The following is a 23591-nucleotide window of genomic DNA, read 5'->3' on the forward strand; positions in this document are numbered from 1 at the left end:
CGCCCGGCCCCCTGCTTTCATTATTCCAAAAATACTCACATCCAACCGACGCCACGCCGCGCCCCGGTCAGATCTTCAGCTCGTCCCGTTGCAGATCACGGATCGCCACAGCCGTCTCCTGCGCCTTGGACAGCGACCAGCGCAGCCGGCTCATCGGCTTGAACGACCGCCCGTTCAGCACGATCTGCTGCGACGAGCGGGGCTTGAGCCGCCCGCGCTCGAGGTAGACCGAGGGCTCGAGCACCATCTGCGTGCTGCCGTCGTGGCGGAACACCCAGACCTCGCCGGATTTCAGCATCAGCGACACCGCCATGCCGCCCATGTCGGCCTCGGCCACCACCTCGGGGTGCAAATGGAACCGCACCTGCCAGGCGATCCCCTGCAGCATCGCCGCATCCAGCGCCTTGTCGAACTTTCTTTCCGCCGCCTCGTCGAGGCACATCAGCATGTCCTCGCCCACAAGGCCCCGCCCGTCAAAGGTCAGCTCGAGCCGCCGCGCATGGGTCAGCCCGTGGGTCGAGACATAGCCGTCATGCCCGCCCTCGAACCGGATGCCGTCCGGCGCCTGGCTCATCTCGATCGGCACGTGCGCGGGGGCGTCAACCAACATCTCCTGCCGGGCGCCGTTGATGCGGCCGGGGCGACCGAGGCGGGCGCTGGAATAGCCCTGGATCGCCAGCGTGGAATGCGACGGCGTGGCCCGCCCGGCGCGGCGCCATTCCGGACCAAAGACATCGCCCGAGCCGCAATTGACGATCACGCTGCGCCGCCCCGAAGTCAGCTCGAACGCCAGCGTGGAGGCATGGGCATTGTAACTGGCCGCGCCTTTCGGCGGCGAGGCGGCGTCGACGATCACGCTGGTGCGCCCGGCCGAGAGCCGAGCGAAGCCCATCGACAGCCCCTCGGGGTTGCGGTCGCGCACGCCCGAAGCGGCCAGCGCCTGGTCCAGCCGCCCCTCGACCCCGCGCCCGCCGCCATGGAACCGGGCGAGCGAGCCATCCGCGTGACGCAGGATGCGCAGGGTGGGGGCGATGGTCTCGACCGCGTGCAGGATCGCCTTGGGCACCTCGCGATGCGAGTCGGTCAACGCGGCGATGGCCCAGGTCAGCAGGGCGAAGACCTCGAGCAATTCCTCGGGGTTGCGCGTCGGGATGCCGCCATGGGCGTCGATCTGGTCGCGGCATTCGGCGGCAAGGCCGCGCAGGGCGGGCTCGATCCGGGCCTCCATCCCTTCCAGCGCGATGCCGGCATAAAGCAGCCCGGTCAGCGCCTCGAACCGGGGCAAGCCGGGCGAGGTCATCTGCCAGCGCCGGCCAAGGAAGATGGTCTGCCGCCCGAGGCTGCGGAAGAAGCGCTCGGACTGGGCGGTATCGGTGCCGCGCAGCAGGAAGATCGCGTGGTGGATCAGCCGGATCAGCCGCCGCCCGGTCAGCTCGGGGGACCAGCCCGGCCCCCTGCCGCGGCCGTAGGCGTCGATCCAGCCCCAGGCCCAGGCCTGCGCGCGGGCCCGCGCGGTCGCATCGCCCACGGCCGCAAGGTCGTCGAGCCAGACGAACCCGTGGCACTCCGCTTCGAAGGCCGGGTCGGGTGCGGGCAGGTCCCAGAGCAGGTCGTCCGGTGCCTCGATCAGCGTGCCGGCGAACAGGATGTTGCCCGCGGTCAGCTGCCGCCCCTTGGCGAAGGTGCCGATCGAGCGCGGCTCGGGCTGCCAGACAAAGGCCGTCGCCGGGCGCGCACGACCGGCCCACCACGCGTGGACGCGGTGCATCCATCGCGTGTAACGCGCCGCCCAGCTGTCGGTGTTCACCATGCGCGCCCTGGCCTGCCTGCCTAGATCCATCCACCCTGCGGGCGATTATTCTTGCCCAGCAACATAGGTGAGCCGGCCGGGCGAGTCACCGCAGAAATGCCCCTGCGCGGCCGCGGGCGGCACGGCGCCCGGGAAAGCGGCGTCCGCGCGGGATCAGCGGCGCAGCAGCGCGGCATAGAACCCATCCATCCCGCCCCGGTCCGCCCAGTAATCGGGACGCAGGCGCAGCCCGCCCTCGGGGCCGACCCAAGCCTGGTCGATCCCCGGCAAGGCTTCGGCGGCGGCACGGTCGACGGTCAGGCCGGCATGGCGCGAGAGGGCCTCTTCGACCTGGACCTCGCCTTCGTCGGGGATCAGCGAGCAGGTGCAGAAGACCAGCCGCCCGCCGGGTTTCAGCAGCGTCAGGGCATGGTCGATCATCCGGGACTGAAGTTCGATGAGCTCCCCGATCCCTGCGCCGTCGCGGGCATGGGGCAGGTCCGGGTGGCGGCGGATCGTGCCGGTGGCCGAACAGGGCGCGTCAAGCAGGATGGCGTCATAGCCGCCGTCGGTGATGTCGAACATGTCGGCGGCGAGGATCTCGGCCTCGAGCCCGGTGCGCGCGAGGTTCTCGCGCACCCGCGCAAGGCGCGTGTCGCTGAGGTCGAGCGCGGTGACCGCGGCCCCGGTTGCGGCCAACTGCATGGTCTTGCCCCCGGGCGCGGCGCAGAGGTCGAGCACTTTCTCGCCCGGCTGTGCCGCCAGCAGGCGGGCAGGCACGGCGGCGGCGGCATCCTGCACCCACCAATCGCCAGCTTCGAACCCCTCGAGCGCCGTGACCTGGCCACCGTCGGCCAGGCGCAGCGACCCGGTGGGCAGCAGGTCTGCCCCCAGCCGTTCGGCCCAGGCGGCGGCCTCGGCCGGGGCTTTCGGCGTCAGGTCCAGCGGCGCGCCGGCGAAGTGCACGGTCTCCATGGCCGCGACCGCGTCCGGCCCCCAGGCTTCGACCAGCGGGCCGCGCAGCCACTTGGGCAGGCGCGGGACGCGCAGGGCAGCGTAGCGAGCGGGGGCCTCCTCGGATTCCTTGCGCAGCACGGCGTTGACGAGGCCCTTGAAATGGGCGGTCTTGGAGCGGGCACCCGCCAGCGCGACGGCCTCGTTGACGATGCCATGGGCGTCGCCGCCCTCGGCCAGTTCCAACAGGGCGAGGCGCAGGATGTTGCGGATACGCAGGTCGGGCGGCTTGCGCAGGTTCTTCTGCAGCATCCGGTCGAGCCGCTCGAGCCCGCGCAGGGTCTGGGTGGCCAGCCGCTGGGCCCGGGCCCGGTCCGGGGCCGAGAGGCCGTCATAGGCGTTCGGCAATTCCGACATCAGCCGGCCGTGGCCCAGCACCTGGTCGAGGATGTCCAGCGCGGCGCCCCTTGCGGTCTTCGGCGCGCGGGGCTTGTCGGACCCATCAGGTCCGCCGCGCTTGTCCGACCCGCCGGGCTTTCGCTGACCGCCCTGCCCCGCGCCTTTCCCCGGTCGCGGGCGCCTGGCCCCGTCGGAACGGTCGGATTTCGGCGGGCAGGCAGGAGGGCGGGCCATGGGCATTCCTTGCGGCAGGGGCGGTGGGGGCCTATATCAAGCCATGCCTGCCGAAGGAAGAGCCATGAGCGATCCCCGCCCCGACCTGCCCCCCGCCGCCCAGCGCGCCCTTGCCGAAGCCGAGGCGCGGCGCAAGGCCGCCAAGGCCGAAGACATGCCCAAGGAACTGGGGGGACGCGACGGGCCCGAGCCCGTGCGCTACGGCGACTGGGAGAAGAAAGGCCTCGCCATCGATTTCTGACCGGGCTGGACCCGGAAGATTATTCTGACGAATAATCTTCGTTCCGGCGCGCGGCTGCGTAAAATCCTTCGTCAGAAGGATTTTAGGCCTCACGCCCCGTCACCCAGCCCCAGCACGTCGAGCATGTCGTATCCGCCCGGGCCCTTGCCCTGCCCCCAAAGCGCGGCCCGCACCGCGCCACGCGCGAACAGCGACCGGTCCTCGGCCACGTGTTTCAGCACCAGCCGCTCGTGCGGGCCGGCAAAGATCACCTCGTGATCGCCCACGATGGTCCCGCCCCGGATCGCGGCAAAGCCGATGTCGCCCGGCTTGCGCGCCCCGGTGATCCCGTCGCGACCCCGGTCGGCCACGTCCTCGAGCGTCACGCCGCGACCCGCCGCCGCTGCCTCGCCCAGCATCAGCGCGGTGCCCGAGGGCGCGTCGACCTTGCGGTTGTGATGCGCCTCGACCACCTCGATGTCCCAGTCCTCGTCCAGCGCCGCCGCCACGCGTTTCACCAGCGTGGTCAACAGGTTGACACCAAGGCTCATGTTGCCAGCGCGGACGATCACCGCATGCCGCGCCGCCGCCTTGAGCCGCGCCAGGTGGGTTTCGTCAAAGCCGGTCGTGCCGATCACATGCACCGCCCGCGCCTGCGCCGCGAGGTCGGCAAAGCCCACCGTCGCATCGGGCGCGGTGAAATCGAGGATCGCCTGCGCCTTGGAGAACGCCTCGAGCGCGTCGTCCGTCACGGTCACGCCCAGCGCCGCGCCGCCCATGGCCTGCCCGAGGTCGCGGCCGACCCAGTCATGGCCCGCGCGCTCCACCGCGCCCACCAGACGCGCCTTGTCGCTTTCCAGCACCGTGCGGATCAGCATCTGCCCCATGCGCCCCGAGGCGCCCGTCACCACGATTCCCGGCAAGTCGCTCATGATCTGCTCCTGTTTCCCGTCGGAGGCCTTGCTAGCCCAAAGCCGGGCGCTTGGCAAAGCCTCGCGGCCCCTCTAGATGTGGCCCATGGCAAACTCCCGATTCAACGACGGCCCCGGCCCCTCTCAACGTCAGCTGCGCGTCGGCGAACTGCTGCGCCGCCGCCTGTCCGAGGTTCTGCAGCGGGGCGACATCCACGACCCCGACCTCAACCGCCTGTCCCTGACCGTGGGCGAGGTGCGCTGTTCGCCCGACCTCAAGGTCGCGACCGCCTTTGTCCTGCCGCTGGCCGGCAAGGGGCAGGAGGACGCGCTGAAGATCCTGTCGCGCAACAAGGGCGAGATCCGGCGCCAGGTGTCCAAGGGGCTGAACCTCAAGTATGCGCCCGAGATGCGGTTCCGGCTGGACGAAACCTTTGACCGGATGGACGACACCCGCCGCCTGTTCGACCAGGACGAGGTGCGCCGGGACACCGACGAATGAGACGCCTGCTGGCCGCCCTGCTGGCGCTCGTGCCGGCACTCTCCCCGGCCCTCGCCGGGGACTGCCGCGCGATTGACCACGAATCGAACCGCTACACGATCTGCGACATCGACCCGGCCACCGAAGAGCTGCGCCTGTTCCTGCGCGACGGGACCGGCGCGCCCTACGGCCATTTCCGCAATGTCGATGCCGCGCTGGCGGGCGAAGGCAAGCGGCTTGGCATCGCGATGAACGCCGGCATGTACCACGACGACCGCCGCCCCGTCGGCCTGTACGTCGAGGACGGCCAGCAGGAGATGCGGCTGGTCACCTCGGCCGGTCCCGGCAATTTCGGCCTGCTGCCGAACGGCGTCTTCTGCATCGGCGACGGCTGGGCGCGGGTGATCGAGACGAAGGCCTTCGAGGCTGCCCCGCCCGCCTGCCGCCATGCCTCGCAATCGGGCCCCATGCTGGTGATCGACGGCGCGTTGCACCCCCGGTTCCTGGTCGACAGCACCTCGCGCTACATTCGCAACGGGGTCGGCACGACCGAGGCCGGCGACCGCGTTGTCCTCGCCATCTCGCAGAACCCGGTGACCTTCCACGAGTTCGGCCGCCTCTTCCGCGACGTGCTGGAGCTGCCCCAGGCGCTTTACTTCGACGGCAACGTCAGCCGCCTGCACGACCCGGCGAACGGGCGCCGCGACGGCGGTCGTACCATGGGCCCGATCCTCGGCACCGTCGTCCCCCGCTGAGGCCCCGCGACATCCTCGCGGTTCAATCCGGGCGCGGAATGGCGTAAGGGAAGCGCGAATCCTGCCCACAAGCTGCCCCGGAGCCCCCCGATGACCACCGACCTCGTGCCCCTGCGTCGCGCGCTGATTTCCGTTTCCGACAAGACCGGCCTCGTCGAGCTTGCCTCAGCCCTCTCGGCGCAGGGCGTCGAGCTCTTGTCCACTGGCGGCAGCGCCGGAATGCTGCGCGAGGCCGGCATCGATGTGCGCGACGTGGCCGAGGTCACGGGTTTCCCGGAAATGATGGACGGCCGCGTCAAGACCCTGCACCCCAAGGTGCACGGCGGGTTGCTGGCCCTTCGCGACAACCCCGCGCACGTCAAGGCGATGGAAGAGCACGAGATCGGCGCCATCGACCTGCTGATCGTCAACCTCTACCCGTTCGAGGAAACCGTGGCCAAGGGCGCCGATTACGACACCTGCATCGAGAACATCGACATCGGCGGCCCGGCGATGATCCGCGCGGCGGCCAAGAACCACGGCTTCGTGACGACCGTGGTGGACGTGGAAGACTACCACGCCCTGCTGGCCGAGTTGGAAGCGAACGCCGGTTCGACCTCGCTGTCGTTCCGCCAGAAGATGGCGCAGATCGCCTATGCCCGCACTGGCGCCTATGACGCGGCCGTCTCGACCTGGATGGCCTGCGCGATTGGCGCAGAGACCCCGCGCCGCCGGGTCTTTGCCGGCACGCTGGCGCAGAAAATGCGCTACGGCGAGAACCCGCATCAGCAGGCGGCCTTCTACCTCGACGGCTCGGCCCGGCCCGGCGTCGCGACCGCGGTCCAGCACCAGGGCAAGGAGCTGAGCTACAACAACATCAACGACACCGACGCCGCCTTCGAGCTGGTCTCGGAATTCGCCCCCGCCGATGGCGCCGCCTGCGTGATCGTGAAACACGCCAACCCCTGCGGCGTCGCCAAGGGCGCGACCCTGGCCGAGGCCTACGGGCGCGCCTTCGACTGCGACCGCACCTCGGCCTTTGGCGGCATCATCGCCCTGAACGGCACGCTGGACGAAGAGACGGCCGAGGCGATCACCGGCATCTTCACCGAGGTCGTCATCGCCCCCGAGGCCACCGAGGGCGCGAAACAGATCTTTGCCGCCAAGAAGAACCTGCGCCTGCTGACAACCGGCGCGCTGGCCGACCCGCTGGCGACGTCGATGACGGTCCGGCAGGTTTCGGGCGGGCTGCTGGTGCAGGACAAGGACGCGGGCCACATCGGCCTTTCGGACCTCAAGGTCGTGACAAAGCGCAGACCGACCGACGCGGAACTGGCCGACCTGCTGTTCGCGTGGAAGGTCGGCAAGCACGTCAAGTCCAACGCCATCGTCTACGTCAAGGACGGCGCGACCGTGGGTGTCGGCGCCGGCCAGATGAGCCGCCTCGATTCCGCGCTGATCGCCGCGAAAAAGGCCGAACGCATGGCCGAGGCCCTCGGCCTGCCCGAACCGCTGACCAAGGGGTCCGCGGTCGCCTCGGACGCCTTCTTCCCCTTCGCCGACGGGTTGCTGGAAGCGGCCGCGGCCGGCGCCACGAGCGTGATCCAGCCGGGCGGGTCCATGCGCGACGACGAGGTGATCGCGGCGGCGGACGAGGCCGGCCTGGCCATGGTCTTCACCGGCATGCGCCACTTCCGCCACTGACCGGCCGCGCTGCGCTCCAACCGGCGACCGCTCCCGAGCAAGCGGCCAGGCGACGCCCCGTCCCTGGCCGTTTCGCAGTCTCATGGCCCTGATGCCTCCGGCGGGAGTATTTCGGGAAAAGTGAAAGCACTCGCGCTAACGAGCTATCCTGAACAAGGCGCCTTCTGACTGTCGTTCCGCTGCCTCCGGCGGACATAGTCTGCGAGAGTTGAAAGCCTGGCGCGCCCCGATCCCCTTCATTGTGCCCGTAAACTCCGGGGGTGAGGCCGCAGGCCGAGGGGGCTGGCCCCCTCTTGCCCGTCCTGTGGCCCATCGGGCCGGCGGGGGATGGCCTCCTCCTGTCCGGGCGGCAAAGACGCGCCCGGCTTGAAGGAGGCAGGAATCGCATCCCGCCCCTCCAGCACAAGGTCCGCCATCACTTCGGCCACCTTCGGCGCCATGCCGAAGCCGATCTTGAACCCGCCGTTGGCGATGAATTGCCCCGGATGCAGCGGATGCTCGCCCAGCATGGGCGCCCGGCTGCGTGCCCGGGGCCGCACCCCGGCCCAGCGCGCGATCACCGGCGCCTCGGACAGCACCGGAAAGGCCGCCCGCGCCCGCGCGATCACCGCGTCCAGCTGCGCATCCGTGCTGGCCGGGTCGTCGAAGTCGCGCTCCGTGGTCGAGCCAATGGCCACGGTCCCATCCTCATGCGGCACGATATGCAGCGCGTCGGCGAAGAGCTGCGGCGCGTCCGGCGCGGCGTAGGACAAGAGCGCGGCCTGCCCCTTGACGCCGACCCCCACCTGCCGCCCGAAGGCTGTGTTCAGCGCGTCGAAGCCCTGCCAGCCGGTGGCATGGACCACCACGCCCTGCATCTCGGCCGTCTCGACGATCTCGCCCCCCCGCGCCCGGATCGCGCCCGCCAGCGCGGCACAGGCCCGGCGAGGATGGATGCGCGCGGTCAGGTCGTCGCGCACGAGCATCCCCGAGGCGCTCTGCGGCTCCCAGGGCGCGCCCTCCGCCGCGATCACCTCCCAGGCGTAGCGCCCCTGCCACAGCGCCCGCGCCGTCCCGGCCCGGGCCTGCGCCAGGCTCACCGCGGCCGCATCCGCCAGGGGCTGAAGCCGCCCCGTCCGCGCGTAGCCCGGCGACAGGCCCGAGACCTCCGCCACCTCACCCCAGAACGCTTCCCCCATGTCGAGGCTCTCGAACTGGAACGCCTTCTTCTCGTTCCACGCCTCGGGCACATGCGGCGCCAGCGCCCCCACGACCCCGCCCGAGGCCCCCGCCCCGACGCCACCCGGATCGACCACCCGCACCCGCGCCCCGCGCCGCGCACAGGCCCAGGCGATGCCCAGCCCGAAGGCCCCGGCCCCCAGGATCGTCACGTCGATGCTTGCCATTCCCCTGCCCCCATGCGTAGGTCTGCGTGACTTCTAAGGTATCCCCGCATGACCGACCACCCGCCCCAGCTTGATTGGCGCGCCGGAGACGTGCCCGTATCGCGCCGCTTCGACGACCCCTATTTCTCGCTCGACAGCGGGATGGACGAGACGCGCCACGTCTTCCTTGCCGGCAACGACCTGCCGGAGCGGTTCCGCGATGGATTCCAAGTGGCCGAGCTGGGCTTCGGCACCGGGCTGAACCTGCTGACCGCGCTCGCGACATGGCGCGCGACGGGCATCCCCGGTCGGCTGCATGTCACCAGTTTCGAGGCCTTCCCCATGGCCCCCGCCGACATGATCCGCGCCCAGGCGGCCTTTCCGGCGCTGGCGCCGGTGGCGGATGACCTTGCCCCGCACTGGACCGGTACGGCGCAGGTGATCGACCTGCCCGACCTGCACTTTACCCTCCTCACCGGCGACGCGCGCGAGACGCTGCCCGCCTGGGACGGCAGGGCCGACGCCTGGTTCCTCGACGGCTTCTCGCCCGCCAAGAACCCCGAACTCTGGGCGCCGGAGCTCATGGCCGAGGTCCACGCCCATACCGCCCCGGGCGGCAGTGCCGCGACCTACACCGCTGCCGGCCACGTGCGCCGCGCGCTGGCCGAGGCCGGTTTCGACGTCACCCGCACGCAAGGCTACGGCCGCAAACGCCACATGACCCGCGCGAGGCGCCCGGCATGACCGAACAGAACACCCGGCTCGGCATCTTGCTGATGATCGCCACCACCTTTGTCTTTGCCATGCAGGACGGGCTGTCGCGCCACCTGGCCGGCGAGTACAACGTCTACATGGTGGTGATGATCCGCTACTGGTTCTTCGCCGCCTTCGTCGTCACCATGGCCGCCCGCGCGCCGGGCGGCCTGCGCCGGTCGGTCAGCACGAAACAGCCCGTGGTCCAGATCTTCCGCGGCCTGCTTCTTGCGGCCGAGATCTGCGTCATGGTCGCCGCCTTCACCCTCCTGGGCCTCGTCGAAAGCCACGCGGTCTTCATCGCCTACCCGCTGCTGGTCGCGGCCCTGTCCGGCCCGATCCTCGGCGAAAAGGTCGGCTGGCGGCGCTGGTCGGCCATCGGCGTCGGCTTCGTCGGCGTCCTCATCATCCTCGACCCGGGCTCGAACGTCTTCTCTCCCGCCGCCATCGTGCCGCTCATCGCCGCGCTCATGTTCGCGCTCTACGGCCTGCTGACCCGCTACGTGGCGCGGCAGGACAGTTCCTCCACCAGCTTCTTCTGGACCGGCGTGCCGGGCGTCATCCTCATGACCGCCATCGGTGCCTGGTTCTGGGAGCCGATGACGGCCCCCGACTGGGGCTGGATGGCGCTCCTGTGCCTCACCGGCGCGGGCGGACACTTCCTGCTGATCAAGTGCTACGAGGTGGCCGAGGCGAGCTCGGTCCAGCCCTTCGCCTACCTGCAACTGGTCTTCGCCTCCGCCCTCGGCCTCACGCTTTTCGGCGAAACCCTGCGCCCCAACGTGGCCATCGGTGCTGTCCTGATCATCGCCGCCGGCCTCTTCACCCTCTGGCGCGAACAACGCACCGCCCGGCGGGCCCGCCGCCCCTGATCCTTCATCGTTTTGAAAATACCTTCGGGGGGTTTGGGGGGCAGACAGCCCCCCAAGGCCTGCGTGGCCCGAACGCAATCCGACATGCGTGCGTAGCACCCAATTGGATCAGGCAGACCTTCCCTTTCTGCATGGGCGGGGCTAACCCTGTCCCATGGGGCACCCCAGCCCGCTGACCACATTCCCGGAGGCCGCCGATGAACAGATATCCCCGCAACATGATCGGTCATGGCCCCACCCCCCCGGACGCCGGGTGGCCCGGCAATGCCAAGGTCGCCGTCCAGTTCGTGCTGAACTACGAGGAAGGCGGCGAGAACTCGGTGCTGCACGGCGACGCCGCCTCCGAAGCCTTCCTGTCGGACATCGCGGGCGCGGCCATGTGGCCGGGGCAACGCCACTGGAACATGGAATCGATCTACGAATACGGCGCGCGGGCCGGGTTCTGGCGGCTGCATCGCCTTTTTACCGAGCGTGAGATCCCGCTGACCATCTACGGCGTCGCCTCGGCCCTGGCCCGCAGCCCCGAACAGGTCGCGGCGATGAAGGCCGCGGACTGGGAAATCGCCTCGCATGGTCTCAAGTGGGTCGAACACAAGGACATGCCCGAGGAGGAAGAGCGCGCGTCGATCGCCGAGGCGATCCGCCTGCACACCGAGGTCGTGGGCGAACGCCCGGTCGGCTGGTACACCGGCCGCTGCAGCGCCAACACTGTGCGGCTGGTCGCCGAGGAGGGCGGCTTCGACTATATCAGCGACACATATGACGACGACCTGCCCTACTGGCTCGAGGTCGGGGACCGCGACCAGCTGATCATCCCCTATACGCTCGAGGCGAACGACATGCGGTTCGCCACCAGCCCCGGCTGGATCACGGGCAAGCAGTTCTACCAGTACCTCAAGGCCGCCTTCAACACGCTCTACGCCGAGGGCGAGGCGGGCCGCCCGGCCATGATGTCCATTGGCCTCCATTGCCGCCTGATCGGCCGGCCGGGCAAGATCGAGGGACTGAAGAAGTTCCTCGACTACATCGCGAAATTCGACGGCGTCTGGACCCCGCGCCGGGTCGACATCGCGCGCCACTGGGCCGAAACCCATCCGCACCAGCGCTTCGAGCGGCCGAGCCAGATGGACAAGTCGCGCTTTGTCGCGCTCTACGGCGGCATCGTCGAACACTCCCCCTGGGTGGCCGAAGGCGCCTGGGAGCTGGAGCTGGGCCCGGCCCACGACACCGCCACCGGCCTCGCCAATGCGCTCGCCCGCGTGCTGCGCACCGCACCGACCGAGAAGAAGCTCGAGGTGCTGAAGGCCCACCCGGACCTCGCCGGCAAGCTGGCTGCGGCCAAGCGGCTGACCGAGGAATCGACCTTCGAACAGGCCAGCGCCGGGCTTGACGCCCTGACCGATACCGAGCGCGAGACCTTCCAGGCGCTCAACGCGCAATACGTCGAAAAGCACGGCTTTCCCTTCATCATCGCGGTGCGCGACAACACCAAGGCGTCGATCCTCGAGGCCTTCTACCGCCGGATCGAGAACGACACCGAGACCGAGTTCGCCGAGGCCTGCGCCCAGGTCGAACGCATCGCGGCCTGGCGTCTCAAGGACATCCTGCCATGAGCCGCCAGATCGCGACCGAACCGCTGACGTCCGAGGCCTTTGCCCCCTTCGGCCAGGTGATCGACACCGCCGGCAACCCCGACAAGATCATCAACGCCGGCAAATGCGGGCGCTACCATGACCGGGTGCGGATCGACCTTGTCGGCGGGCGCGCGGGCGTGTCGCTGTTCGATGCCGAGCCGCGCAGCCTGCCCTATACGCTCGACCTCTTGGAACGGCACCCGGACGGCAGCCAGTGCTTTCTGCCGATGCATGAACACCCGTTCCTGGTGATCGTCGCGCCCGACATGGGCGCGCGGCCAGGCACGCCCCGCGCATTTGTCACCGCGCCGGGCCAGGGGGTGAACTTTCACCGCGCGACCTGGCACGGGGTGCTGACGCCGCTTCATGCGCCCGGCCTGTTCGCGGTGATCGACCGCATCGGCATCGGCGCCAACCTCGAGGAATTCCCGCTCTCCGAGCCCTGGGAAATCGTCGCCGGCGCCTGAGCGCGCCATGGAACCGCCGCCGGCCCCGCGGGTTGGTCGCCGCACAATGCAGGAACCGACCCCCATGCAGACCTTCACCTGTCCGACATGCAACCAGCGGATCTGGTTTCACAACACGATCTGCCAATGCGGGCAGCGCGTGGTCTTCGACCCGGATGCGCAGCACATGCATGTACACGGCGCCTCCTGCCGGAACCGCAGCAAGATCGGCTGCAACTGGCAGGCCGAGACGGACGGGCTTTGCCGGTCCTGCGCGATGACCGAGATGGTGCCCGACCTCGGCGCGCCGGAAAACGTCGAGCTGTGGGGCTGGACCGAGCAGGCCAAGCGCTGGATCCTCGCCAACCTCGCGCGCTGGGGCTGGTTCACGCCGGATGACCCCGGCGCCCGGCCGGTGTTCCGGCTGCTGTCGGAAAAGACCGCCAAGGGCGAAACCGACGTGATCATGGGCCATGCGAACGGGCTGATCACCATCAACGTCTCCGAAGCCTCCGAGGCGACGCTGGCGAAGCGGCAGGAAGAGCTGGGCGAGCTCTACCGCACCATGATCGGCCACATGCGGCACGAGACGGCGCATTTCCTGCACCTACGGCTGATGCAGCGGCCCGATTTCCCGGCGGCCTTCCGGGGGCTTTTCGGCGACGAGCGGGCCGATTACGGCGATGCGCTGAAACGCCACTACGCCGATCCGCAACCGGCGGGCAGCCATTACATCACCAGCTACGCGACATCGCATCCGCACGAGGACTGGGCCGAGACGACGGCCCACCTGCTGCACCTCGTCGACATGCTCGACAGTGCGGCGCAGGCCGGGTTGACCCTGCCCGGATCGGTGCCCGAGGGCTACGACGCCTATCGCGAAGAGGATGCGGAGCGCGTGGTGCGCGAGGCGATCGACGTCTCGCTGGCGATCAACCACGTGAACCGCGCGCTTGACCTGGCCGATCTCTACCCCTTCGTGATCGGGCCGGGGGTGCAGGACAAGCTGGGCTTTGTCCATCGCTGGCTGCGGATGCCGCCCCTGTGACGCAAAACGGGGCGCGAAAGCCGCGCCCCGTCCCGTCAATCCATTCCGGTCAGATCAGTTGATCAGGCCCGCGTGGCGCATCCCGTGGCGGACCTTTTCGCGCGTGGGCTCGGTCAGCGGCACCAGCGGGGTGCGCACGTCGGGCTCGCACAGGCCCAGCAGGCTCATGGCGTATTTCACGCCAACGAGGCCCGGCTCGGTGAAGATCGCCAGGTGCAGCGGCATCAGCCGATCCTGGATCTCGAGCGCCAGCTTGTATTCGCCGTTGGCCGTCGCCTCCTGCATCTCTGCACAGAGGCGCGGCGCGACGTTGGCGGTCACGGAGATGCAGCCGACGCCGCCCTGCGCGTTGAAGCCCACGGCGGTCGGGTCCTCGCCCGAGAGCTGGATGAAGTCATGCCCGCAGGTCAGCCGCTGCTTGGAGACGCGGGAAAGGTCCGCGGTCGCGTCCTTGACGCCGACGATGTTCGGCAGGTGCGACAGCACGCCCATCGTCTCGGGCGTCATGTCCACTGCCGAACGGATCGGGATGTTGTAGATGATGATCGGCAGGCCCAGCTTTTCCAGCGCCGAGAAATGCGCGATCATGCCGTCCTGCGTCGGGCGGTTGTAATAGGGCGTCACCACCAGCGCGCCATCGGCCCCCACGTCCTTGGCATGGCCCACCAGCCGCAGCGATTCGGCGGTGTTGTTCGATCCGGCGCCGGCCAGGACGGGCACGCGGCCCGCGGCGGCCTTGACGACCTCTTGCACAACCAGCTCATGCTCGGCATGGGTCAGGGTCGGGCTTTCGCCGGTCGTGCCGACGGGGACAAGGCCATGCGATCCCTCGGAAATGTGCCAGTCGACGAGTTTCTTGAGCGTGTCCAGATCCACGGCGCCGTCCTTGAACGGCGTGACCAGGGCTGGCATCGAGCCTTTGAACATGACACGCTCCTCATTGTCTGGGCGGGGAATTCGACCCGCCGGTCCGGGGTCTGCGCCGCCCTGTCGCCAATGTGATTGGAGGCATGCGGGGGCACGGGCTAAAGTTTGGTGTCTATCCGCCAGAGACGTGAGAAATGCAAGCCACCTTGCGATTGCTGAGCCTTGTCCTGTGTCTTGTCGGCCTGTCGGTCGGCGGGGCGGCGCTGCGCGCGCAGGAGGCCGCACCGCGTCCCCTGGCGCAGGCCATGGATGCCATGCGCGGCGGCGACTGGGCCGAGGCGCGGCGCCTGGCCGAAGGCGACGGCAAGGTCGCGGTGGACATCATCGAATGGCACCGGCTGCGCGCGGGGCGCGGCGCCCCCGAGCATGTGATGGAGTTCATCGCCGAGCGGCCCGACTGGCCCGGCATGGACTGGCTGCGCCGCAAGTCCGAGGCGGCGATCGCCGGGGCGTCGGACGAGGTGATCCTCGCCTTCTTCGACGGCGAGGCCGCGCAGACCGCCACCGGGGCGCTGGCCCTGGCGGGGGCGCTCGACCGGCGCGGCGACCGGGGCGCGGCCGAGATCGAGATCGTGCTGGCCTGGCGCACCATGCAGATGGGCGAGACCGAGCAAGCCGGGATGCTGGCCGGCTGGTCCGACCTGCTGGCCCCGCATCACGAGGCGCGGCTGGACCACGCGCTGTGGAACGGCTGGGAAAGCGATGCGCGGCGGATGCTGCCTCTGGTCAGCGACGGCTGGAAAGCGCTGGCGCTGGCGCGGCTTGGCCTGCGCGACATGGCCGGCAACGTGGACAGCCTGATCGCGGCCGTGCCCGCCTCGCTGGCCGATCACCCGGGCCTGGCCTACGAGCGCTACGAATGGCGGATGCGCAAGCGGCGGACGGCCGATGCGCTCGAACTGCTGGTGGCGCATTCCGCGACACTCGAGACGCTGGGCGAGCCGGACCCCTGGGCGCGCCGCCGCGGCGATCTTGCGCGCGACCTGATGCGCGACGGCGATATGCGGACGGCCTATGCGGTGGCCGCGAACCATCACCTTGTGGATGGGTCGACCTTTGCCTCGCTGGAATGGCTTGCCGGGTTCCTTGCCCTGCGCAAGCTGGACGACCCCGCGCTGGCCGCGCAGCATTTCCGCGCCTTCCGCGGCGCGGTGGAAACGCCGATTTCCATCGGACGGGCCGGCTACTGGCTGGGCCGCGCGCTGGAAGAGGCCGGCGATGCCGACGGCGCCCGCGCCGCCTATGCCGAGGGCGCGGCCTACCAGACCAGCTTCTACGGGCTGCTGGCCGCCGAGGCGGGGGGCCTGCCGTTCGACGCCAAGCTGGCCGGAGACGAAGATTTCGGCGACTGGCAGCAGGCGGGTTTCACGAAAAGCTCGGTCTTCGATGCCTTCGTCCTGCTGCTGGCCGCGGACGAGATCGCCGTGGCCGAACGCTTCATCACCCATCTCGCGGAAAGCCAGGACCGGACGGGGATGGGCCAGATGGGCGCCATGCTCGACACGCTGGGCCAGCCGCATATCGGCGTGATGCTGGGCAAGCGCGCGGCGCAGTTCGGGATCGAGGTGGCGCAGCCCTACTACGCCATCCACCCGGTGGCGCAGATGCAGCACCCCGTCCCGACCGAGATGGTCCTGTCCATCGCCCGCCGGGAAAGCGAATTCGACCCGCGCGTGGTCTCGGGCGCAGGCGCCCGTGGGCTGATGCAGGTCATGCCCGCCACCGCCCAGGCCATGGCCGGAGAGCTGGGGCTGGGCTATGACGGCGGCAAGCTGCTGTCGGACTGGTCCTACAACGCCCGGCTCGGCGCGCATTACCTTTCCAAGCTGGCGCGCGAATTCGACGGCAACGTGGTCATGATGTCGGCGGGCTACAACGCTGGCCCGTCCCGCCCGCGCCGCTGGATGGAGCAATACGGCGATCCCCGCCGGGGCGAGATCGACGTGATCGACTGGATCGAAACGATCCCCTTCGACGAGACCCGCAACTACGTGATGCGCGTGGCGGAAAGCCTGCCCGTCTACCGCGCCCGGCTGGGGCATGCGCCCCACCCGGTACCGTTCTCGCAGGAACTGGTCGGCACGACGCTACTGCCCACCGCCGACCGCTAGATCGTGTCTGCCTTGCTGACCTTCGCCACCTGGCGGGCGGCGAAAAAGGTGGCGACGGGGCCGATCAGCTCGAACACCACGGTCGTGGCGACGGCCATGGTGAGGATGAGGTCTCCGTACATCGGCAGTTCCTGCGCCGCCACCAGCGCCATGCCCACGGCCACGCCCGCCTGCGGCAGCAGCGCCGTGCCGTACCAGGCGCGTTCCGCCCGTGGCCGCTGGCCCAGCCGCGCCCCCGCCCAGCCGCCGATCACCCGCGCGACGATCCGGCCGACGGAATAGACGACGCCCAGCAGGCCCACCTGCGCCAGCGCCTCGGCCTCGAGCGAGGCCCCGGCGAGGATGAAGAACAGGATCATGAAGGGCCATTGCACGTGTTCGATCTCGTGGAACGCGCGGTCGTGGTGGCGGGCCATGTTGACGATCACCGTGCCCGCCGCCATCCCGGCCAGCAGGAACGACAGGTCGAGCCAGATGGCGAAACCGGCGGTCAGGCAGACGACGCCCAAAGCTTCGGATTGCTGCGGCTCGCCCGGGGTCAGGCGGCCGGTCAGGTAGGCGGCCGGAAAGCCGACAGCGGCCCCCAGCGCCAGCGAGCCCGCGATCTCGACCAGCGCCTCGGCCAGCATTTCGCTGCCGGCTTCGCCCGGCTCGCCCACGACTATGCGGGCCAGCACGATGACCAGCGAAAAGACGATCATGCCCCAGGCGTCGTCGATGGCCACCACGCCGCGCAGGGTCTCGGCAAAGGGTCCCTTGGCCCCGGCCTGGCGCAACGAATCCTCCGTCGCCGCCGGGTCGGTCGCCGCCGCGATCGCCCCCAGCGCCAGCGCCGCCGGCAGGGCCAGGCCGACGAGCCACAGCGCCCCGGCCACCAGCGGCACGGTGACCAGCACGACGCAAAGCGAGATCCACAGGATCGCCTTGCCATGGGCGGCCATGTTCTCGCGCGTCAGCGCCCCGCCCAGCAGGAAGGCCACCATGGTCAGCGCCGCCACCGACAGGAAATCGTACAGCGCCGCGACCTCGGGCGGCAGCAGGTCGAACCCGGCGCTGCCGACCAGCAGACCCAGCCCCAGCAGCAGCGTGACCCGCGGCAACATGGTGCGGCGTCCGACCTGGTCGGCGACCAGGCCGCACAGGAAGAGCGCGCCGAGCGTGATGAAGATCGTCCCCAGCCCCATCATCAGCTGGCCAGCATCTTGAGACCCTGGGTCACGTCCGACCGCACGGCAAGCCGCAGCCCGGGCTCGTCCCCGGCCTTGAGTGCTGCGATGATCAGGCGGTGGTAATGCGGCGGCTCTTTCCGGCGCAACCGGCCGTAGAGCGCGCGCATGGTCGGCCCCAGTTGCAGCCAGACGGTTTCGGCCATGGCCAGCATCGCCGGCGCCTGGGCGCGCAGGTAGAGCGTGCGGTGGAATTCCAGGTTGGTGCGGATATAGGCGACCGCGTCGTGCCGCGCCACGGCGTCCGACACGGCACCGTTGATGGTCTGCAACCGCTCGATCAACGCGATATGGGCGCGCGGCAGGGCGCGACTGGCCAGCTCCACCTCGATCAGGGCGCGCAGGGCGGCGAGTTCCTCGATCCGCTCGTTGGAAAGCTCGGGCGTGGCCACCCGGCCCGAGGCGGACATGGACAGCGCACCCTCGGCCACCAGCCGCCGCACCGCTTCGCGCGCAGGGGTCATCGAGACTTCGAACTCCTGGCCGATCCCGCGCAGGGTCAGCGCCTGCCCCGGCGCCAGCTGGCCGTGCATGATACGCGTGCGCAGGCCGCGGTAGACGCGGTCATGGGCAGAGCCGGCAGGGGGTTCGGCGGGGCGGGTCTGGACGGTGGTCATGGCCCGCGTTGTGATCACAAACCGTCGTCTGGTCAAGCGCCGAAGCGGTATCGGTGCAGCGCCGAGCCTTCGGTCCGCAGCCAGGCGCGCGGGGCGGAATAGTCGCCGTAAAGCGCCGTCACCTGGTCCCAGAAGGCCCGCGAATGGTCCATGTGCGCCAGGTGCGCAACCTCGTGCGCGGCCACGTAGTCAAGCACCTCTGCCGGGGCCAGCACCAGCCGCCAGGAGTACATCAGCGCGCCCTGGCTGGAGCAGCTGCCCCAACGCGACCGCGTGTCACGCAGGGTCAGCCGGGCATAGCCCCGTCCCAGCGTCGCCGCGTGCCGATCCGACGCAGCCGCCAGCCGGTCCCGCGCCAGTGCCTTGAGCCAGCCCTGCACCCGCGCGCCCGCCTGGGCCGGATCGCCCGGCACCAGCAACGCACCCTCGGCCCGCTTGAGCGACCGGCCGGCGCCCTGCCGAATCTCCAGCATTTCGCCCTCGACCGGGATCACGGCGCCCGGGACGACCTGCACATCGCCCGGCTGGCTGGCCAGGTGCCCGCGCAGCCAGCGCTCCTTTTCGCGGGCAAAGGCAAGGCCCTCGCGCTCGCTCACGCCCCTTGGCAGGGTCAGCGTCACGCGCCCGTCCAGCCCCGAAACCCGCAGCGAGATTCGCCGCGCCCGGGACGACCGACGCAGGATAAGTGCGACAGGGGGGTTGCCCGGCAGGATATGTTCGCCCATATGCCCTCGGAAATGCGTGCAAAGCCTTTGACTCGCCCCATGCGATATGGCAGTTGGCGCGGATTGTCGACATGACCCGAACCATGGAAAGGGATGACCCATGCCCAAGGAAGAATGGGGTATCAAGCGTGTCTGCCCGACGACGGGCAAGCGCTTTTACGACCTGAACAAGACCCCCGTCATCAGCCCCTACACAGGGGAAGTGGTTGACGTGGACACCGGCAAGAGCCGCATGATCGCCGCGGACGCCGAGGATGCACAATCGGCCAAGGCCAAGGCTTCGACGGATGACGAGGACATCATCCTCGATGATGACGACGTCGATGTGGATATCGACGACGACCTGCTGGACGACGAGGAAGAAGACGACAACGTCTCGCTGGACGAGATCGCTGACGTGTCCTCGGAAGACGACGAGTAAGTCGAAAAAAGCATCCGGGGGCTGGATTTTTCCGCTTGATCCCGCCCCCGGCTTTAACTAGATAGCGGCGCACGGCCTGAACGGGCCGCAACGATGGGGCCTTAGCTCAGCTGGGAGAGCGCTTGCATGGCATGCAAGAGGTCAGGGGTTCGATCCCCCTAGGCTCCACCAAAACCTTTCAGTTCAACATGATAGCTGAACATTAGAGTGGTGTGACACCAAGGTGTGACACACGATGAAGCTACATGCGTACCTGAGCAAGTCCCGGCACGGCATCTTCTACTTTCGCTGGCCCGTCCCCACTGACATTCAGACAACGTCCCGCAAGACTGTGCGCCTGTCTCTTGGCACAAGATGCCCGAAAGAGGCTGGCATGTTGGCGCGACATCTCTCAAGCTGCGGCTTGGCTCTGAACTCAAGACTTCAAGACACAAGCATGGACCACACGACACTCCGGGCGGCAGTGATGGAGTACTTTCGCTCCCAACTCGACGCAGGCAAACTTCGCCGCGACAAGCTGGGCCCATTCTCCGAACAGGAGAAGGAAAGCACCCGTGGCGCTCTTGACCTGCTGCAGCAAGGCAATGCCGAGTATTGGAAGACCATGGGGTCACAGTTTGCCCGTGACGAACTCAATCGGTTTTTTTCGGCCTCAGGACTTCCGCGCGGCGACTACGACGCGCAAATCCCGAAGGTCTTGAATGAAATTCGCCTTGGCCGGATCGGGGCGTTCAAAGAGATTGCCGAGCATGGCGAGCGGCTGGAAGCCTATGACTTCTCAGAGCCCCGGAGCGAGCCTCTGGCTGCCCACCTCGCCGCCGCGCATAGTCACGGCGTGGCGAGCAAAGTAGGCGCTCAGGAGCCCGCTCAGAAGGCGCAGGGGCCTCTCCTGTCCCAACTGTTCTCGGATCGGGAGGCGCAGGCTCTCCGGGCGGGCGAATGGGCTGAGACGGTCAGAAAAGACTATGCGTCTTGGGTGCACCTCTTCTTAGAGTTGGCAGGCGACCGCCCCATTCTCAGCTACCAGAAGACCGATGCCAGAGAGTTCAAGGCAGTTCTACAGGAGCTACCGGCCAACCGCCAGAAGTACACAGAGACCCAGAACCTGCCACCCAGAGAAGCAGTAGCAGCAGCCAAGCGTCACGGCCTCGCAGTGATCTCGACCAACACGGTCAACAAGGCACTCGGGCGACTGCAGTCACTTTGGACTTGGGCCGACAAGCAGCTTGACGAGACGGTGCCCGACATCTTTGGACCTATGAAGGTCGCGAAGAAGGTCAGAGCAAGAGACGAGGCTGACCCCTTCAGCAAGGAACAACTGCAAACCATCTTTTCGAGCCCACTGTTTACCGGGTGCAAGTCCGAACGGTTCAGAGCGCAGCCGGGCAATACTGACATGACTGGCACCAGTTGGTTCTGGCTACCCCTCCTGGGGCTCTACACAGGTGCGCGTCTGAACGAACTCTGCCAACTGCGGCAAGAGGACGTTGACGAGGAAGACGGTATTCCCTTCCTGCACTTGCGCGAAGGCGACGACGCACAGCGGATCAAGACCGGAAAGGCACGGAAGGTACCGATACACCCGCAGCTAGTCGACGTCGGCTTTCTTCGGTACGCAGCAGCAGTACTACGTGCGAAGGGGGCAGACAGGGTCTTCCCAACGCTCACTCAAGGGCCGAACGGCTACTTTTCTGACCGACCCTCCAAGGACTTCTCCAATTACCTCAAGACAATTGGGGCTAAGACTGAGAAGACGTCGTTCCACTCATTCCGCCACGGCTTCAAGGACGCATGTCGCCGGGGCCGTGTGATGCCTGACATTGCAGATATTCTGCAAGGGCACTCGCTACATGGCATGGCTGGCCGCTACGGAGCTGGCGACGCACCGCTGCCAGTTCTCTTAGAAGCTATGGAGCGAGTGAGCTACCCTAACCTGTCCCTTCAACAAGTGTGGCGTCACCCTTAGTTGAAGTCACTGAGTTCGACATCGCTTGTCCGTAGGCGGCAATGCTACTGTTGATCGGAGCGAACGCCGACGATTTCTAGGACAGCCAGTCCTGGCCAACTCTCGACCTGTCGACCTCAGGCATTGAACTGGGCCACATTCCGCAGCATCGTCATTACCCCCGGCTGAACCAAGGATACTTGCACCCGATGCACACATGTGTCTCGATCCGATAAAATGACACCACTTGGACCGACTAATGCCAGTATATGTAGAAGCCATAGCATTGCAGCACTTTCGAGGCGTCGGACCCGAGGCGCAGTTTATTGCCCCACTCTCGGACATGAATTTTTTTATCCGCGAGAACAACGCCGGGAAGTCAATTATCCTGAACTTTCTCCACGGTCATTTGCCATTTGGAACCAGCAGCGACGCCATCGCACCCGAGGTTGGATCAGTTGACATTTACCGGGGTCCAAAGACAGGTAGGTTCATGGCAGCAGTTGGCGTACCAAGCAGCAGCCTTCGTGCGGCGCTTCTGGAGCGAGCGGAGATTTCAAACCAAACAGAAGAGATGAGGGCAATTGTAGACAAGGCTGTTCGAATTGTATCCGAGAAACTCTGCAACGCAGGCCACCTCTGGCTCTGCCCCCCCCTCGGATCAGGTAGCTTTCCAGACGTCCTATTCCTGCCAGACTGGGACGCCGCAGCTAAGTGGCTTGAGAACTCGGAATGGGTGCACCTACGGAGACACATTACCCGCAACGGCAACTCGACGACCATAAACAAAGCCGTGCAAGAGACAATACTTTATGCCGTTACTTTAAGTAAACCGAATTACCCCAAGAGCATGATGATACCGGCTAAGCGCCAGTTGGGGCCTAGAGACGAAACCTTTGACGACTTAACAGGCAAGGGTCTCATTGATCACTTGGCCGAAATTCAAAACCCCGACCACCATGAACAAGAGCGGAAGAAGATCTTTGACAAGATCAATGACTTTGTGCGCACGGTTACAGGAAAGCAGGATGCGACACTTGAGGTGCCCAGCAACAGGCAGCACCTGCTTGTCCACATGGACAACAAAGTTCTCCCCCTTTCTGCGCTCGGGACAGGCATCCATGAAGTCATATTGATAGCGGCGTTCTGTACGATCCATCAAGAAAAGATCATGTGCATAGAAGAACCCGAGATACACTTGCACCCGGTACTTCAACGCAAACTAGTCAATTACCTGCGAGACCACACGACTAACCAGTACTTCATCGCAACTCACTCGGCAGCTTTCATAGACACTGAGGGTGCGTCTGTGTTTCACGTGCATAACGACGGCATCCAGACTTACGTGAGGCCCGCTCTACTCAAGACCGAAAGGCGGCACCTTGTTGAGGAACTTGGGTACCGGGCGTCGGACATCATGCAGGCGAATGCCGTGGTTTGGGTGGAGGGCCCGTCAGACCGAATTTACATTAGACATTGGCTGAAAGCTGTCGCCCCAGAACTCCAGGAGGGTGTCCACTACAGCATCTTGTTCTACGGTGGAGGGCTGGTCAGCCACCTCAGCGCTGACGACGATGCTGCTACAGATTTCATTCGGCTGAGGGAGTTGAACCGAAACCTCGCCATCGTCATGGACAGTGACCAAGACAGGAAAGGCGCAAAGCTGAAGCCCGCAGCCGCACGGCTAAAGGCGGAATTCAAAAGCGGTGGAGGAATTGCATGGATCACCAAGGGCCGCGAGATTGAGAACTACGTGCTGCCGGATGTTCTTCAAGCCGCCCTCAAAGCGTGCCATCCCACCATTTACGGTGCACCTCACAAGGTCAGCCAATACGATCACGCCTTCTACTTTGTGCGGAAGAAGCCCAAAGATGAAAGCAGTAGGATTTACACCAAAGGGGACAAAGTCGGGGCCGCGTTGCGCGTATGCGAGTTAGACGCAAGACTTGATGTGCTTGACCTAAAGCGTCGCATCAAAGAACTAGCCGACATGATCCGCGTTAGTGTCCGCGCACGTGGTGTAATTTCTGCGCCTTCATAGGTGTAATCCCGGGTGGCCATCGAGGTGTATGGTCG

21 protein-coding genes, 1 tRNA gene and 1 pseudogene are annotated in these 23591 nt (G+C 67.3%); 15 read left to right on the top strand and 8 right to left on the bottom strand.

What is annotated here, in order from left to right; translation table 11 throughout:
- Positions 1-67: 67 nt before the first annotated feature.
- Both MF270_RS23025 and MF270_RS23030 read right to left on the bottom strand, forming a co-directional pair.
- The gene (locus MF270_RS23025) at positions 68-1810 is read right to left on the bottom strand and encodes a heparinase II/III family protein (RefSeq protein ID WP_238368138.1); all 1743 of its coding nucleotides are present in this window, start codon (positions 1808-1810) and stop codon (positions 68-70) included.
- A gap of 153 nt (positions 1811-1963) precedes the next feature.
- Entirely contained in the window at positions 1964-3376 is a 1413-nt protein-coding gene (locus tag MF270_RS23030; protein WP_272490858.1) for an RsmB/NOP family class I SAM-dependent RNA methyltransferase, read from the bottom strand.
- 64 nt (positions 3377-3440) lie between these two features.
- On the opposite strand from MF270_RS23030, the gene MF270_RS23035 reads away from it, so the two are divergent.
- The gene (locus MF270_RS23035; protein WP_238368139.1) at positions 3441-3617 is read left to right on the top strand and encodes a DUF1674 domain-containing protein; all 177 of its coding nucleotides are present in this window, start codon (positions 3441-3443) and stop codon (positions 3615-3617) included.
- Positions 3618-3706: 89 nt separating this feature from the next.
- Here the strand turns inward: MF270_RS23035 and dapB are convergent, their stop codons facing one another.
- Positions 3707-4528 carry a 4-hydroxy-tetrahydrodipicolinate reductase gene (gene dapB / locus MF270_RS23040; RefSeq protein ID WP_238368140.1) on the bottom strand — a complete coding sequence of 274 codons (822 nt, stop codon included), beginning with the start codon at positions 4526-4528 and terminating at the stop codon, positions 3707-3709.
- Positions 4529-4613: 85 nt separating this feature from the next.
- On the opposite strand from dapB, the gene rbfA reads away from it, so the two are divergent.
- The 3 genes from rbfA (at position 4614) to purH (ending at position 7426) form a co-directional block, all read left to right on the top strand.
- The gene (gene rbfA / locus MF270_RS23045; protein ID WP_238368141.1) at positions 4614-5009 is read left to right on the top strand and encodes a 30S ribosome-binding factor RbfA; all 396 of its coding nucleotides are present in this window, start codon (positions 4614-4616) and stop codon (positions 5007-5009) included.
- Complete coding sequence (locus MF270_RS23050) at positions 5006-5743, top strand: phosphodiester glycosidase family protein (protein WP_238368142.1); 738 nt, start codon at positions 5006-5008, stop codon at positions 5741-5743. Before rbfA ends, MF270_RS23050 begins: the two co-directional genes overlap by 4 nt.
- Before the next feature lie 90 nt (positions 5744-5833).
- Complete coding sequence (gene purH, locus MF270_RS23055) at positions 5834-7426, top strand: bifunctional phosphoribosylaminoimidazolecarboxamide formyltransferase/IMP cyclohydrolase (protein ID WP_238368143.1); 1593 nt, start codon at positions 5834-5836, stop codon at positions 7424-7426.
- Positions 7427-7662: 236 nt separating this feature from the next.
- Here the strand turns inward: purH and MF270_RS23060 are convergent, their stop codons facing one another.
- Positions 7663-8811 (bottom strand): NAD(P)/FAD-dependent oxidoreductase, encoded by a 1149-nt coding sequence (locus MF270_RS23060; protein ID WP_238368144.1) that lies wholly within the window; start codon positions 8809-8811, stop codon positions 7663-7665.
- 48 nt (positions 8812-8859) lie between these two features.
- Here MF270_RS23060 and mnmC2 point away from each other — a divergent pair, with 48 nt between their 5' ends.
- The 5 genes from mnmC2 (at position 8860) to MF270_RS23085 (ending at position 13543) form a co-directional block, all read left to right on the top strand.
- Positions 8860-9534, top strand: coding sequence for a tRNA (5-methylaminomethyl-2-thiouridine)(34)-methyltransferase MnmC2 (gene mnmC2 / locus MF270_RS23065; protein WP_238368145.1), 675 nt, complete (start codon positions 8860-8862; stop codon positions 9532-9534).
- Complete coding sequence (locus MF270_RS23070) at positions 9531-10415, top strand: DMT family transporter (RefSeq protein ID WP_238368146.1); 885 nt, start codon at positions 9531-9533, stop codon at positions 10413-10415. Before mnmC2 ends, MF270_RS23070 begins: the two co-directional genes overlap by 4 nt.
- Positions 10416-10612: 197 nt before the next feature.
- Positions 10613-12028, top strand: coding sequence for an allantoinase PuuE (puuE, locus tag MF270_RS23075; RefSeq protein ID WP_238368147.1), 1416 nt, complete (start codon positions 10613-10615; stop codon positions 12026-12028).
- Complete coding sequence (locus tag MF270_RS23080) at positions 12025-12516, top strand: ureidoglycolate lyase (RefSeq protein ID WP_238368148.1); 492 nt, start codon at positions 12025-12027, stop codon at positions 12514-12516. Before puuE ends, MF270_RS23080 begins: the two co-directional genes overlap by 4 nt.
- A 64-nt stretch (positions 12517-12580) precedes the next feature.
- On the top strand, positions 12581-13543 hold the full coding sequence (locus MF270_RS23085) for a zinc-binding metallopeptidase family protein (RefSeq protein ID WP_238368149.1): 963 nt from the start codon (positions 12581-12583) through the stop codon (positions 13541-13543).
- A 54-nt stretch (positions 13544-13597) separates the two neighbouring features.
- On the opposite strand, the gene dapA is transcribed toward MF270_RS23085, so the two are convergent.
- Positions 13598-14470 (bottom strand): 4-hydroxy-tetrahydrodipicolinate synthase, encoded by an 873-nt coding sequence (gene dapA / locus MF270_RS23090; RefSeq protein ID WP_238368150.1) that lies wholly within the window; start codon positions 14468-14470, stop codon positions 13598-13600.
- A gap of 134 nt (positions 14471-14604) precedes the next feature.
- Between dapA and MF270_RS23095 the strand changes: the two genes are divergently transcribed.
- Complete coding sequence (locus MF270_RS23095) at positions 14605-16581, top strand: lytic transglycosylase domain-containing protein (RefSeq protein ID WP_238368151.1); 1977 nt, start codon at positions 14605-14607, stop codon at positions 16579-16581.
- On the opposite strand, the gene MF270_RS23100 is transcribed toward MF270_RS23095, so the two are convergent.
- Genes MF270_RS23100 through MF270_RS23110 form a run of 3 tightly spaced genes read right to left on the bottom strand, consistent with a single transcriptional unit; the run spans position 16578 to position 19149 of the window.
- The gene (locus MF270_RS23100) at positions 16578-17768 is read right to left on the bottom strand and encodes a cation:proton antiporter (RefSeq protein ID WP_238368152.1); all 1191 of its coding nucleotides are present in this window, start codon (positions 17766-17768) and stop codon (positions 16578-16580) included. The genes MF270_RS23095 and MF270_RS23100 overlap by 4 nt on opposite strands.
- The gene (locus tag MF270_RS23105; protein ID WP_238368153.1) at positions 17768-18424 is read right to left on the bottom strand and encodes a GntR family transcriptional regulator; all 657 of its coding nucleotides are present in this window, start codon (positions 18422-18424) and stop codon (positions 17768-17770) included. The genes MF270_RS23100 and MF270_RS23105 overlap by 1 nt, the downstream gene beginning before the upstream one ends.
- 32 nt (positions 18425-18456) lie before the next feature.
- Entirely contained in the window at positions 18457-19149 is a 693-nt protein-coding gene (locus tag MF270_RS23110; protein ID WP_238368154.1) for a M48 family metallopeptidase, read from the bottom strand.
- Positions 19150-19249: 100 nt separating this feature from the next.
- On the opposite strand from MF270_RS23110, the gene MF270_RS23115 reads away from it, so the two are divergent.
- The 5 genes and pseudogenes from MF270_RS23115 (at position 19250) to MF270_RS23130 (ending at position 23556) form a co-directional block, all read left to right on the top strand.
- The gene (locus tag MF270_RS23115) at positions 19250-19570 is read left to right on the top strand and encodes a TIGR02300 family protein (protein ID WP_238368155.1); all 321 of its coding nucleotides are present in this window, start codon (positions 19250-19252) and stop codon (positions 19568-19570) included.
- A 95-nt stretch (positions 19571-19665) separates the two neighbouring features.
- Positions 19666-19741, top strand: a tRNA-Ala gene (locus MF270_RS23120).
- A 64-nt stretch (positions 19742-19805) separates the two neighbouring features.
- Positions 19806-19952 (top strand): annotated as a pseudogene (locus tag MF270_RS28465) (DUF6538 domain-containing protein); the annotation flags it as partial.
- Between the two features lie 54 nt (positions 19953-20006).
- Complete coding sequence (locus MF270_RS23125) at positions 20007-21536, top strand: site-specific integrase (RefSeq protein WP_238368156.1); 1530 nt, start codon at positions 20007-20009, stop codon at positions 21534-21536.
- 322 nt (positions 21537-21858) lie between these two features.
- Positions 21859-23556: an AAA family ATPase gene (locus MF270_RS23130; protein ID WP_238368157.1), complete on the top strand. Its 1698-nt coding sequence runs from the start codon at positions 21859-21861 to the stop codon at positions 23554-23556.
- Positions 23557-23591 lie beyond the last annotated feature (35 nt).

Source organism: Mesobacterium pallidum (genome assembly GCF_019966535.1).
In the GTDB taxonomy this organism is placed as follows: Bacteria; Pseudomonadota; Alphaproteobacteria; order Rhodobacterales; family Rhodobacteraceae; genus Mesobacterium; species Mesobacterium pallidum.

Bases quoted from the DNA above. Each gene is read 5' to 3' on its own strand.
- MF270_RS23105 (WP_238368153.1), bottom strand. From the start codon at position 18,424: ATGACCACCGTCCAGACCCGCCCCGCCGAACCCCCTGCCGGCTCTGCC.
- mnmC2 (WP_238368145.1), top strand. From the start codon at position 8,860: ATGACCGACCACCCGCCCCAGCTTGATTGGCGCGCCGGAGACGTGCCC.
- purH (WP_238368143.1), top strand. From the start codon at position 5,834: ATGACCACCGACCTCGTGCCCCTGCGTCGCGCGCTGATTTCCGTTTCC.
- MF270_RS23080 (WP_238368148.1), top strand. From the start codon at position 12,025: ATGAGCCGCCAGATCGCGACCGAACCGCTGACGTCCGAGGCCTTTGCC.
- dapB (WP_238368140.1), bottom strand. From the start codon at position 4,528: ATGAGCGACTTGCCGGGAATCGTGGTGACGGGCGCCTCGGGGCGCATG.
- rbfA (WP_238368141.1), top strand. From the start codon at position 4,614: ATGGCAAACTCCCGATTCAACGACGGCCCCGGCCCCTCTCAACGTCAG.
- MF270_RS23070 (WP_238368146.1), top strand. From the start codon at position 9,531: ATGACCGAACAGAACACCCGGCTCGGCATCTTGCTGATGATCGCCACC.
- MF270_RS23125 (WP_238368156.1), top strand. From the start codon at position 20,007: ATGGACCACACGACACTCCGGGCGGCAGTGATGGAGTACTTTCGCTCC.
- MF270_RS23095 (WP_238368151.1), top strand. From the start codon at position 14,605: ATGCAAGCCACCTTGCGATTGCTGAGCCTTGTCCTGTGTCTTGTCGGC.
- puuE (WP_238368147.1), top strand. From the start codon at position 10,613: ATGAACAGATATCCCCGCAACATGATCGGTCATGGCCCCACCCCCCCG.
- MF270_RS23050 (WP_238368142.1), top strand. From the start codon at position 5,006: ATGAGACGCCTGCTGGCCGCCCTGCTGGCGCTCGTGCCGGCACTCTCC.
- MF270_RS23130 (WP_238368157.1), top strand. From the start codon at position 21,859: ATGAATTTTTTTATCCGCGAGAACAACGCCGGGAAGTCAATTATCCTG.
- MF270_RS23035 (WP_238368139.1), top strand. From the start codon at position 3,441: ATGAGCGATCCCCGCCCCGACCTGCCCCCCGCCGCCCAGCGCGCCCTT.
- MF270_RS23060 (WP_238368144.1), bottom strand. From the start codon at position 8,811: ATGGCAAGCATCGACGTGACGATCCTGGGGGCCGGGGCCTTCGGGCTG.
- MF270_RS23115 (WP_238368155.1), top strand. From the start codon at position 19,250: ATGCCCAAGGAAGAATGGGGTATCAAGCGTGTCTGCCCGACGACGGGC.
- MF270_RS23030 (WP_272490858.1), bottom strand. From the start codon at position 3,376: ATGGCCCGCCCTCCTGCCTGCCCGCCGAAATCCGACCGTTCCGACGGG.
- dapA (WP_238368150.1), bottom strand. From the start codon at position 14,470: ATGTTCAAAGGCTCGATGCCAGCCCTGGTCACGCCGTTCAAGGACGGC.
- MF270_RS23110 (WP_238368154.1), bottom strand. From the start codon at position 19,149: ATGGGCGAACATATCCTGCCGGGCAACCCCCCTGTCGCACTTATCCTG.
- MF270_RS23085 (WP_238368149.1), top strand. From the start codon at position 12,581: ATGCAGACCTTCACCTGTCCGACATGCAACCAGCGGATCTGGTTTCAC.
- MF270_RS23100 (WP_238368152.1), bottom strand. From the start codon at position 17,768: ATGATGGGGCTGGGGACGATCTTCATCACGCTCGGCGCGCTCTTCCTG.
- MF270_RS23025 (WP_238368138.1), bottom strand. From the start codon at position 1,810: ATGGTGAACACCGACAGCTGGGCGGCGCGTTACACGCGATGGATGCAC.